The organism is Janthinobacterium sp. P210006, from assembly GCF_036231885.1.
Lineage (GTDB): Bacteria > Pseudomonadota > Gammaproteobacteria > Burkholderiales > Burkholderiaceae_D > Janthinobacterium > Janthinobacterium violaceinigrum.
The window spans coordinates 1,202,675-1,214,669 of the sequence record NZ_JAZARD010000001.1 but is presented as its reverse complement, the minus strand read 5'-3'; the positions used below and the strand labels follow the sequence as shown (position 1 = coordinate 1,214,669).

The window sequence follows — 11,995 nt, the reverse complement described above, 5'->3', positions numbered from 1 at the left end:
GGGTTTCTTCCTTCCAACATTCATCGGAGTACGGCATACAGGCGGTCTCAGGCGGAACCCTCGAATCGCAGCTCGTAATGCATGTCGTCACGCTCGCGGGCCGGCAACTTGTCGGCCAGGAAGGCATCCTCGGCCAGGCAGGCGCCCTTGCCCAGGACACATGTACGGACGTCTTCCCGGCGCAGCACCAGGCGTATTTCAAAGCTCATGCAGGGCAAGCCAAACAGCGCCAGCATCTGCCGCAGGGCCAGCGCGCCTGGCCGGCCGGGCAAGAAGTCTTCGTAGGCGCGGCGTGCCAGCGGCCCCAGCACCAGGCGCACGCGCAAGTCGGCGCGCCGGCAGCGCTCGCCCAGCATGGCGCCGTGCCCCAGCCGGGCAGGCGCCGTGGCCAGCACAGCGCGCTCCTGCGGCGCGCGCCGGAACCAGGCGCCGACAAAACGCTGCAAGCGCACGGGCACGCCGAAATACTCGGCCAGCACCGCCTGCAGCACGTCGGCCGCCACGGGCCGGTGGCGCAGCAAGGTCGCGTAATGGGCCAGCACATGCGCAGGCAAACCATCCGCCTGCCTGGCCACCTCGGCGGGCCAGGCGCCCGCCAGCGCCAGTTGCAAGGGCAGGAAATCGCCGCCGTCGGCGTCCTGCTGGCATTCGATGCGGTAGCGGGCCCAGGCCTGATAAAACAGGACCAGCGCCCGGTGCGACAAGGTATCGAGCCAGTCACGGGGACCACCATCGCCCGTCTGCCGCTCGTGGCGGGCCAGCGTTTCCGTGTAATGCAGAGGCAAGCTGCCATGCACGCCCAGGAAACCGGCCATGGCTGCGCGCACGTGCACCTGCGTCTCGCCGTCCGCCTGCGATTCCAGCCACAGCTGTTCGATTTCGCCCGGCGCAAATGACAGCGACGCACTGCCATGCAAGCGCAGGCAATCGCGAAACACTTGCTCCTGTGAAATGCCTTGCTGCATCATCCAGGCACACAACAAGCGCACCGCCTGAAAGAAACCGGTGCCGGACGGATCGGCCATCAGGCGCGCGACTACACCAGCGTCTGGCTTCCATTGCGGGGCAGACAACACAGCAACTCCTTTCCAGTCTTTTGCGACAGGACGATCAGGCGGGTAAACGACCCCAGGTGCACGTACAGCCCGAGAAAGCGCTCGATGACCTGGGCAAACGCATGCAAGCCACTGCCGACAAAGGCGTCCTCGTCGACGGACAGCAGCACGTCGATGCCGAAGACCAGGCTGCCGCCCGCCTCGTCATGCAGCCAGGTACTGGCGGCGCGCTGGCGCAATCCGCTCATGCCCGCGATCTGGCGCGCGGCGCTGGCCGAACCGGGCAAGTTGTACAACTCGAGTATTTGCTTGAAGAGCGGCAAGCCCTGTTCATTCAGCGAATGATGATTGAGGGACAATTGCGCGATCAGCCGCCAGTGCGACGCCGCGCCCGCAGGGAAACGGCAAGGCACGCCAGGCTTGCGCAGCAGGCGCACCGGCAAGGCGCTGGCGACGCCGTCATGATGCAGGTCGCCCGCAGCATTGCCGAACACCAGACGGCCCGGCAAGTCGCGGTTGCTGCAGGTCAGCATGATGGATACCGTTTGCGTCGCATCGTGCAGCGGCTGCATGGCGCCGTCGACAAAGGCGATGCGCATGTCGTAGCCGGGATTGCTCAACGCCATGTCCTCGTCGCGCCGCGTCACCCAGTAGCGCCCCTGGCGTCCGCCCGCCTCGCCATGGCGCATCGAATAAAACGGGTGGAATGCATCGAGCGTGCTGCCCTGCGCCGCTTCACCTAGCACATGCACGCTGTCGACGCTGTGGATATCGTAGCAATGCGCCTGCCTGACCGATGGCAGCAGCACATGGTCGGCGCTCGCGTGCGTCAGGCGGATGGGATTGGCCGCCTGGCGGAACAGGTTGACGACAGGCGTGCATCCCGGCACCAGATGCCTTGCGGACAAGGGGCGCAAGATGCGCGCGACATCCGCATCGGCCTGCACGCCGGCCAGCAGCAAGTGCACGGTGCAACGCCGGCAGGCCAACGGCAACAATGGGCGCAGCGCGGCCAGGTCCAGGTCGACGAAATGGAATTTTTCCGGAAAGGCAAACCATTCGCCCAGCAGGCGGTAAGCGGGATGCGAGGCGGCCCGGGCCGGTATCAATGCGTCCTCGTCGGCAAAACCAACCGGGTACAAGGGCACCGCGTCCAGCGCCTGCCAGACGCCATCGGCTTCCACATAAGCGCTACGGGCGCGCAGGAACAGGCTGTCGCGCAGCGTGGCGCAAAACGCAGGCTCCCCGTCGAGGAACAGGCGCAGCATCGGCAGCGGCAACCCGTCCAGCGTGGACGTGGCGCCCGTCGCTTCAAGCGTGATGCTGATTGCCGCCCCCAGATCCGGGGCCAGGCGCACTGCGGGCGGCGCCGCCACGATGGACTGGAAGCGCACGTCGGACAGGCGCAGCGGCGCCACGGCAACATCGTAGGTGGTGGTGAACTTGCAGGTGACGCCCTGATGCTCGGCAGCATGCATGACCGTGCCGCGCGCAATGGTGGCCAGTTCGGTCACCGTTCCAAGGTCATTATCGATGCGCGCAATGGCGCAGGCAGGAAACGGGCGCAAATAATGAGGAAAGTTCACCTCCAACAAGGTTTCGCTGAAAGTGCCGAAACCATCGGCCAGCCGCTTGGCCGTGCGCGCGTTGAACATGGCAAACGCTTGCAGCATGCGCGCCAGGTGGGGGTCGCCCATGTCGCCGCCCAGGAGACCCAGTGCGCCGGCGATGGCCGGATAACGCCGGGCAAACACCTGGTTGTGCGCATGCAAGGTGCCCAGTTCGCGCTCGTAATACTGCAGCAACTCGTCCATGCCCGCTCCCATCGCCTGATCGGCACATGCCGGTACAGCCCCGTCTGCATTATCAAGGAAGCGGGAAAGATGAAAATTGAGTTTGAACAAGATTGCGCGCAGACGTCAGCAAGGAATGCCTTCCCGGCGCAGGCAAAGCAACTTTTGTTCACTCCTTGTCAATATTAATTGACTTATTCGAAACAATCGTTTTAAATCAGGAAGTTACTCAAAATCAATCATCTTGAGCATGCCGACATCGAATTGTCCTTTTTCGATGCTGGATGTCCACGTTGATGCACTCTGAAGCCAAGGTATATGGAACTGCTCGACTCCCTGCGTCAGACCCCGCCGCAAGACGACACGATCAGCGGGCACTACGAAGTGCGCCGCTTGCTGGGTGAAGGCGGTTTCGGCCATGTATTCGAAGCCTGGGATGCCAAGCTGTGCCGCAGCGTGGCGCTGAAACGGCTGAAACCGCAAGCCGACGTGCTGCATCCGGAAAAACTCATCAATGAAGCGCGCCTGGCCGCCTCGCTCAAGCATGCGGCCTTCGTGCGCATTTTCGCCATCGAGGGCCAGGGCACGAGCCAGTCCATCGTCATGGAACTGGTCGAAGGCCAGACCCTAGGCCAGTTCATGCACAGCGGCAAGGCTGACTTGCAGGGGGCGCTCGACATCGCCTACCAGATCGCCGACGCGATGGACGAGGCGCACGCCATGGACCTCGTGCACGGCGACCTGAAACCGTCGAACCTGATGCTGGAGGCAAGCGGCAAGGTGCGCATCCTCGACTTCGGCCTGGCCCGCCACATCGACCCGCAAGCGACGCAAACGACCACCCTGTGCGACTTGCAGGGCACCATCGCCTACATGGCGCCCGAGCGCCTGATGGGCCGCCTGCCCGACACGCGCGGCGACGTGTATGCCTTGGGCGCCATGCTGTACGAAATGCTGGCCGGCCAGCGCCACTTCGCCCACCTGAACGGCCTGGCCCTGGCCGCCGCCCACATGCAGGCGACGGAACCGTGGCCCGACCTGCCCGACTCCGTCCCGCCCGCCATCAACGCCCTCGTGCGCGCGATGACGGCGCACGACCCGGCCGAACGGCCACGCACGATGCGCGATGTACGCGAGGCGATAGGCGCGCAACGCGGGGAGCCGCTCACCTTGGCTGCGCCTCTTGCCGATGAGCCGCCTGCAAAGGAAGAACCACCCACCACCGTCTCCATCCACCTGCCCCTGCCCCGCAAGCGCACCCTGAAATGGGGCGCGGGCGTGGCGCTGCTGGCCGTGCTGACAGGATGGCAGTTGCCCAATATCCTTCCTGCCGTCAAATCGTTCATCACGGGCGAAAAAGCGCCCGCGCCATATTCGGAAATGGCGAGCATGGCGGCGGGGATGGAGGCGTTGCGGGTGTTTGATCGCGATACGAGCCAGGCGCAGGCGATCGGACATTTCATGACAGTTCTGCAACATAATCCAGGTAATGCGGCGGCGGCGGCAGGCCTGTCACTGGCGTCGAGCTTCCGCTATACGGGAAATGGCCGCGATGCCACTTGGTTGCAAAGAGCCGATGTCAGCGCAAAGCAAGCATTGGCGGCGGATAATCAGTTAGCGCTCGCCCATGTCGCGCAAGCATGGGTACTGGAATTCCAGGGCAAGAATGACGAAGCGCTGCACGAAGCAAACATCTCATTAAATTTGGAACCAAACAATATGCTGGCGTTGTATGGCAAGGCACGCTTGCATATCGCCGCTCATAATTTTGATCTGGCGCACGCAGTACTGAAACAAGCCGTTGCGGCATATCCAAATGAACGCATGTTCGATATGTCACTCGGTGTGATGAATTACAGAAAGGGTGACTACGCAGCCGCAGAAAAAATTTTTCGCAAGTGTATACATATGGACCCGCAATCACCCGGAGCCTATGCCTATTTGAATGCAACTTTGCTGCGCCAGAACCGAGAAGACGAGGCACTTGCGGTTCTCCAGCAAGGTCTTCTGGTACGTCCACACTGGGAACTCTACACCAACTTGGGCACGTCGCTGTTTGCCAAGGGCGACTACCTTGGTGCGGTACAAGCATTTGAAAATGCCGTTTCCGAGAAAAAAGGCAGCCCCGGCACCTATTTGCTTTGGGCCAACCTAGCTGATGCGCAACGCTGGGTTCCCGCATTGGCTCAAGCATCGAAACAATCATATCTGCGTGCGATCGCGCTGTTGCAGCCCATGCTGGTGCGCATGCCCAGTGACATTACGCTCAATTCCCGTATGGCTTTATACAAAGCCTACGCCGGAGAAAAAGAAGGCGCCCTGGTAGTCGTGCGACATGCACTCGACCTGGCACCACAGATCGCAGACGTCCAGTTTCGCGCAGCCCTAACATATGAACTGATAGGCAACCGCAGCGCGGCACTGGCCGCGCTATTCCAAGCAAGCAAGCTAGGCTATCCCTTCAATCTCATCGAATCAGCGCCAGATCTGCTGAACCTCCGACGCGATTCCCGCTACCAACAATTTCTCATCAACTTAGAAAGAGACAGTAAAAAATGACGCCTGTAAGCCCTTGGATGAAGTTATCCGTGCACTTCGATGCAGACCAGATCACCAACCAGCTCGACTACAACTTTACCTCTTGCGACGGCACGGCCGATCCCCGCCATGGTCCCTACATGGGCGGCGTGCATTTCCAGAAGGGCCAGCATGTCTATCTCGACGTCACATGCTGCGGCTCCAAGGACAGCGGCTTCACATCGTTTCAGATCATCGATTGCTGCATCGTCACCGTACCGCAACTGACTCAGATTGGACCGAAAGTACCCACCATTTATTCACCGCCTTCGCCATTCCTTCAGTCGGTAGGTGCCACCTACCATTTCCCGCTGGACTTCGAAATCCAGCAACTCTTGGGTGAACCAGAGCAAACGCCCCTGCACCGCATCCGCCAGGAGTGGAAACATAATCTGGATGTCGGCTACACCGCCGGTCGTTGGGAACTCTCCTTCGTGATGACGGTACGCATCATGCGCGGCGAAGATGTACAACCGGAATTGCGCGTCTTTTCCTTCGATCCGGAAAGCTCGGTGGGCGGCGACGGCAACTTATAAAATCAACTATGCATAGCGCTGCCTTTCGGTCTGCGCATACCCAAGGCCGTATCGACATTGTCGATGCGGCTTTTTCATCTGCGCACGCAATACGCCGCCCCGCCCGCCGAAAGCGGTAAAATGACGGCCTTGAACCCAAGCTCCGCCCCCTGGCGCGGCCTGGCACGCACACAGCACCACACACAGCCCGGCAGGCATGCGTTTCCCGCCGCCGGACCAACGACAAAGAACACATGACCACCGTCCCAAAAGAAATCAACGCCGCCGCGGCAAAGAAAAATTCGGCTGAAAAGCTTACTCCCATGATGCAATAGCGTATTTCCCCTATGAGAAAATTTCTGCCGCGATGAAAGTTACGCCAAAAGTAACGCCTTTTGATAGATGAATAAAATTCAAAGTGGCAGCGGGCTCCCCATCACAAGGTTATTTAATATCAAAGACTTAGTGATAAACGGATGCCTTTATTTGTTTTTTTGACATTGCTAATGTCTAAAAATACAACTCAATGATAGCTTTTTTTTTTGCACTTTCGGGCATAATGAGTTCCAGAGCTTTTACGGAACTTAAAATATGGCTACTCGCAAAGCATCTGTGCCTCCTGCGCAGGCTAACTTGACTCCAGAGCAAATGCGCATTGGTGTTCTTCGCATCAATCGTCTAATTGAAGACATTGAAAGCTTTGACGAGACACTACTAACAAAGCGATGGGGACCAGAGCAGAGCAGCCTAGAAACCACAATCGAAGGAGTTTTGGCATCCGTCTTCGGCCCTCGGACTGTTGAATATCATCGATATGCTGATGCAATGCGACTGGACGATGGTCCTGTCACCATAGCGTATAGCTCCTATGATCAACAAAACGACGCCGCCAAGGCCCGCATTTACGTTGCAGAGGGCAAACGAGCATCAGTGCTAACCTTGAAGTCGGCGCTTAAATGGCTGCAAGATGAAATCAGCTTCCATCCCGAGTCTGAAGCAGTTGCCAATAACTCACAGGCTGCCCGCAACGTATCGCGAAAGATTTTCATCGTTCATGGCCACGATGACGTTGCTCGACTTACTGTGGCACGGTTTATAGAAAAGATTGGCTTTGACGCAGTCATATTGAGTGAGCGACCAAATCAAGGTAGAACCGTCATTGAAAAGATCGAAGCCCATGGTGATGTAGGTTTTGCTGTTGTTCTACTGACCCCCGATGATTTAGGTGGCAAATCGATTGACACTCTAAAGCCACGCGCGCGTCAAAATGTCTTACTTGAGCTTGGCTATTTTATAGGTCGCCTTGGGCGGCAAAATGTCTTCTCTCTAGCAAAAGGAGATCTAGAGATTCCAACAGATTTTGCCGGAATGGTATGGGAACCATTGGATGATGCAGGCGCTTGGAGGATGAAATTGGCACAAGAGCTGAGTGACACCGGCAATTATGCAATTGATTGGAACATCGTTATGAAATGACGACACCTAGATTGTGATTCCTGTTGTCGTGGGTTCGAGCCCCATCAGCCACCCCACAAAATGAGTAGGAAAATCAAAGGGTTACATGCTTCAGCTTGTAGCCTTTTTTTTGCGCTTTCCAATGGTTTTCTTAATTTTCCAACGCACATGCCCACCTCAATGCCTCAACATGCGGTGGCGCATACCCCTTCCCTTTTACTCATGGCATCCTGATCCTCTTTTCGTATACCGTTTATGAAGGGGTGATCATGAATCTCTTGATTAAATATTTGGTCGCATTTTCAACTTTGTCTTGCAATTCCCCAAGGCTTGAAACAGTAGCTGATATGCCCCAAGTCGGACAAAGCAGCTTCGCCCTCGCCGCTCGCTACGGCACGCCCGTCAGCTATCAGCACTTGGGCGACTACTTGCAGCTAAATTATGGCGCCGAGGCGACCGGCTGCCGGATCATCGTGCTGGTCGATCAGGAACAACGTGTGGCCGGCTGGGCATCAATGGGCTCGATGTGTGTCATCCGGACTCGCTAATTTTTTACCTCGTGCTCAGGTCAATACGTGGCATTTCCACGATGCACGGCTCGTCATCGAGCAGCACGCGTAGCTCCGCGCGGATAAGCCCCAAAGCACCGACACGCGGCCCGAGGCTACGATCTAACTGGTCCGCCTTTCCTGCCACCTGTCTCAGGCGATGAATTTCCCATAGCAACGCGCGAATATCTGGCGAGTCGCTTCTTATCCGGATTTCCGTCAACTCTGCACTACTTAGCGGTTTTCGATGCTTGCTCATACCCCTTCACCTTTGCCAAATTTTCAATTAAATAACGCCAATCCAGAACCGTGGACACTATTGCGCCCTCACCTTCGGCAGCTCCAGCCAGTTCGTGGTGTACCGCGGCGTGCGGTTTTCCGACAACATTGCCCAGCGCCTGACCAGGCCCGCCGAACCCAGGTGCACAGTGTCCCGGCCGAATCGTTCATTGAGTGCGTCCAGGGCAGCCATGGCGGCCACCGACCGCGACCGGTCTCGCCCCGCATCAAATAAGACGCCCTGGCGCTGCGTATCCGGCTGCAGATCCATCAGCATGATCCCGGCCTTCTTGTACTTGAACCCCTCCCGATAGATCATGGCCAGGCCGTGCAGTGCGGCGCCAGCCAGGATGCGGTTATCGGCGCTTGGCTCGACCAAAGGGATAGTGATGCCGTTGGAGTACTGCTCGTCGTGCTCGCGGAACCGGTTCGTTTGTACGAAAACATGAACGGCACCGCATAGCGAATGCTGGCCGCGCAGCTTCTCGCCGGCGCGCGCGGCATAGGTGGATAGCGATTCGCCCAGCTCGGCCGCCGTCGTAACCATGGTACCGAAGGAACGCGACGACACAATCTCCTTGCGCGGCGGCGCCACCTCTTCCAGCTCCAGGCAGGAAACACCGCGCAGCTCATTGCACGTGCGCTCGAGCACGACGCCGAAGTGCGCGCGCATGGTGCAGGGTGGTACATCCTTCAAATCCTGCACCGTGCTGATGCCCATGGCACGCAGCTTGGCGCCGATGCGCCGGCCGATGCCCCACACCTCACCGACGTCGATGCGCTGCAACAGCCAGGCGGTGCGGGCATCCGACATGGTCGTGAAGTCGGCTACGCTATCGAACAAAGGAAATTTCTTTGCGACGTGGTTGGCCAGCTTGGCCAGGGTCTTCGACTGGCCTACGCCCACGCAGACAGGAAGGCTTGTCCACTGGGCCACCTTGGCGCGAATATCCTGCCCCAATGCCGTCGGTGACGCCCATAGACCGCCCAGGCCATTCAAGCTGAGGAATGACTCATCGATCGAATAGACCTCGACATTGGGGCTATAGGTCCGCAGGATGGTCATGATGCGGTTGCTCATGTCCGCGTAGAGGGTGTAATTGGAGGACAGACCCACGATGCCGTGCTGGCGCGCCAGGTCGCGCATCTGGAACCAGGGCGCACCCATCGGTACGCCCAGGGCCTTCACCTCGTTCGACCTGGCCACGGCACAGCCATCGTTGTTTGACAGGACCACTACCGGGCGGTCGCGCAAACGGGGGTTGAAAGCGCGCTCGCAGCTGACGTACATGTTGTTGACGTCGACAAGAGCAAAAATCTGCTTGGTCGGGTCGCCCATGTCACACCCGCAGCTTGCGCACGACGCCGGTCACTACACCCCATATCTGCAGCTCGCTACCTTCGGCCAGGCAGATCGACTTGTATGCCGGGTTGTCTGGACGGAGCTCTACCCTGCCCCGTTGGCAATACAGGCGCTTGAGGGTGTATTCGGCATCGATGACGGCAATGACAATGTGGCCGTGCAACGGCGCGACGGAGCGGTCGACCACCACCTTGTCGCCATCCAGTATGCCGGCATCGCGCATCGAGTCGCCCTCAACCGTGAAAAAGAACGAGGCAGCCTTGTGCTGCACCAGCAGCGTATTCAGGTCCAGGCCGTCTTCTGTGTAGTCGGCGGCCGGCGACGGGAACCCAGCGGATATCCGGTGCGAAATTTCCGGCCGCGCACTGGGGATCGGGTACTGCGCAAGCGGCAAAGGCACCTGCGATACACCGGGCTGGCTAGGTTGAAATACTGATAATGTTGTGTCCATGGCTGGCCGATATACTGTGTTTTTATACAGTATATCGACCTAAGCAAGAAACAGGAAGTATAAAATTGTTGCTAGAAAAGTGAGTCGGGCGGCGCCGAATCAGCCTTCGCGGCCGGTTTCGCTCTCGTACGAGGGGGCAAAGGATCAGGCTGCGCGATCAAAAGGTCAGCTGGATACTGCCGATAAACATCCTCTTCCGACACCAGCGAGCCGTCCAGCCAACCTTGATACTGGTCCGGGTCCAGGATCATCACCATGCGCTTTTCATCGTCGGGCTTGTGGAAGCGCTGCATCAGCGGGTGCCCGTCGGCGTTGATCGTCAGCATCGAGAACGACAGCAGCTGATCAACTGGTCGGTACTCCCATATCCCGGCAATGGCCACCGGGCCGCCGTCTGCGCGCTCGATGCGCCAGCGCACAGGCTTGCCAGTTTCGTAGTTGGGTTCGAAGAAGTTGGCCGCCGGAATGATGCAAAACTGCTTGCGCTTCCAGGCGCTGCGGAAGGATGGCTTGCTGGCCACTGTCTCCGTTCGGGCGTTGTAAGTCTGGCGGGCCAGTTTGTGGTCGGCCCAGTGGGGTACTATGCCGAACATGGCGGGCAGGATTTCCAGATCGCCTAACGCCTCATACGAGCCGCGTAAAATTGGTGCCATGTATCCAGGCCACGCCTCTGGCGGCAGCTCAAGTTGAGTCGAGCGAACACCGAAGTGCTCCTCAATCTGATCAATTCGGCTTGGAGTATAGTCAGCACACATGCAACAATCATACAACAAACACGAAAGAACAAGGAGTAAGAAAGCTATGCAATATTCGCCGATTACAAGATCATCTATCATTAATATGAAAAATCTAGTTCCGCGAGTTTTTTATAAATATACGCCCATTGAAGATTGGCTCCCTTCACTACTTAATGGAAGCTCCCTAAAATTCACTGCCAGAAATAATTTCAACGACCCATTCGATTCACGGTCATCAATGCATTTCGACTATAGCTCAAAAGATGCAGAGCAACATATCAGAAATGGAATTACAGATTTAAACCTTCACACTCCCGAGCAAGTCGATGAAATAACTAAAAGAATTCTTGAATCAAAACATCAAATTAATGAAAATTCGAATATTGAAAAAAGCTTAGACAACACAGGAATATTATCACTTGCATCTTCATGGGATAACATACTCCTTTGGTCACATTATGCCAAGCACCATACAGGGATATGCATAGGATTTAATAGAACGAAAGATGTTTTTCGGACAGCTCAAAAAGTTTCATATTATAGCGACTTCCCAATAATTATGAGGCCACAAGATTCTCCCGATACCATTCTCGAAAAGACATTTTTGAGAAAGTCGCTATGCTGGGCGTATGAAAAGGAATGGCGAGTTATAAGACCACAATGGAGCAATGATGAAAAGAATGAATTTTTTAAAAGAAATGAAAACTCACGAATTCATAGATTCGTAAGAGATTTCGACGGCCCAAATACATATAAATTTAAAAAAAAGAGCATCATTGATGTAACCCTTGGAATGAACGTTAATGATGAAGATGAAAAAAAAGTCATAGCAGCAATCAAAGCGGCCAATATCAACATTAAATTGTATAAAGCATCAAGAGAAAAAGATAGATATAAGGTAAAAAGGGTTGAAATTAGTATTTAAATAGAAATACGGTAGTTGAAAATCTTTTCTTTCCACGCCGTAGCCCCCCCCCACACGCAAAACCGCTCAAAGTGCGTCAAAATGCGTCAAATCGCACACGCCCTCTTCGCCCCGCCGCGCCAGTCCTCATGCGCTTTCGGCCATGGTGCAAATTTGAGTCAAAAGAGCCCTATATAGCGGGCAGGTGTGGAGGGGGGACAACTGCGCGCGCCGGGCCGAAACAGGGCTTTTTCTTGCCTCCACGGCAATATCAATTGATGGGGCGTGAAAAAGCCGCCTCGTGGGCGGCTTGTGCGG

The 11,995-nt window shown here is 56.8% G+C and carries 11 protein-coding genes; 5 read left to right on the top strand and 6 right to left on the bottom strand.

Going from position 1 to position 11,995, the window contains the following annotated elements; translation table 11 throughout:
* Positions 1–47: 47 nt before the first annotated feature.
* On the bottom strand, positions 48–1,073 hold the full coding sequence (tssG, locus tag VPH41_RS05460) for a type VI secretion system baseplate subunit TssG (RefSeq protein WP_328569213.1): 1,026 nt from the start codon (positions 1,071–1,073) through the stop codon (positions 48–50).
* The gene (gene tssF / locus VPH41_RS05455) at positions 1,037–2,869 is read right to left on the bottom strand and encodes a type VI secretion system baseplate subunit TssF (RefSeq protein WP_328569212.1); all 1,833 of its coding nucleotides are present in this window, start codon (positions 2,867–2,869) and stop codon (positions 1,037–1,039) included. The genes tssG and tssF overlap by 37 nt, the downstream gene beginning before the upstream one ends.
* Positions 2,870–3,166: 297 nt before the next feature.
* On the opposite strand from tssF, the gene VPH41_RS05450 reads away from it, so the two are divergent.
* From VPH41_RS05450 to VPH41_RS05435, 4 genes are all read left to right on the top strand, one after another.
* Positions 3,167–5,407, top strand: a complete 2,241-nt coding sequence (locus tag VPH41_RS05450) for a protein kinase domain-containing protein (protein ID WP_328569211.1) — start codon at positions 3,167–3,169, stop codon at positions 5,405–5,407.
* Positions 5,408–5,436: 29 nt separating this feature from the next.
* The gene (locus VPH41_RS05445) at positions 5,437–5,961 is read left to right on the top strand and encodes a hypothetical protein (RefSeq protein ID WP_328569210.1); all 525 of its coding nucleotides are present in this window, start codon (positions 5,437–5,439) and stop codon (positions 5,959–5,961) included.
* Between the two features lie 570 nt (positions 5,962–6,531).
* A complete protein-coding gene (locus VPH41_RS05440) occupies positions 6,532–7,416 on the top strand; it encodes a nucleotide-binding protein (protein WP_328569209.1) in 885 nt (294 codons plus the stop codon).
* Between the two features lie 248 nt (positions 7,417–7,664).
* On the top strand, positions 7,665–7,943 hold the full coding sequence (locus VPH41_RS05435) for a hypothetical protein (RefSeq protein ID WP_328569208.1): 279 nt from the start codon (positions 7,665–7,667) through the stop codon (positions 7,941–7,943).
* A gap of 4 nt (positions 7,944–7,947) precedes the next feature.
* Here the strand turns inward: VPH41_RS05435 and VPH41_RS05430 are convergent, their stop codons facing one another.
* The 4 genes from VPH41_RS05430 to VPH41_RS05415 all read right to left on the bottom strand — a co-directional run bounded on the left by VPH41_RS05430 (position 7,948) and on the right by VPH41_RS05415 (position 10,791).
* On the bottom strand, positions 7,948–8,202 hold the full coding sequence (locus VPH41_RS05430; protein ID WP_328569207.1) for a hypothetical protein: 255 nt from the start codon (positions 8,200–8,202) through the stop codon (positions 7,948–7,950).
* 57 nt (positions 8,203–8,259) lie between these two features.
* On the bottom strand, positions 8,260–9,561 hold the full coding sequence (locus tag VPH41_RS05425; protein WP_328569206.1) for a Y-family DNA polymerase: 1,302 nt from the start codon (positions 9,559–9,561) through the stop codon (positions 8,260–8,262).
* Between the two features lies 1 nt (position 9,562).
* Entirely contained in the window at positions 9,563–10,036 is a 474-nt protein-coding gene (locus tag VPH41_RS05420) for a LexA family protein (RefSeq protein WP_328569205.1), read from the bottom strand.
* A gap of 71 nt (positions 10,037–10,107) precedes the next feature.
* Complete coding sequence (locus tag VPH41_RS05415; RefSeq protein ID WP_328569204.1) at positions 10,108–10,791, bottom strand: SOS response-associated peptidase; 684 nt, start codon at positions 10,789–10,791, stop codon at positions 10,108–10,110.
* 220 nt (positions 10,792–11,011) lie between these two features.
* Between VPH41_RS05415 and VPH41_RS05410 the strand changes: the two genes are divergently transcribed.
* Positions 11,012–11,698 carry a DUF2971 domain-containing protein gene (locus tag VPH41_RS05410; RefSeq protein WP_328569203.1) on the top strand — a complete coding sequence of 229 codons (687 nt, stop codon included), beginning with the start codon at positions 11,012–11,014 and terminating at the stop codon, positions 11,696–11,698.
* Positions 11,699–11,995: the final 297 nt, after the last annotated feature.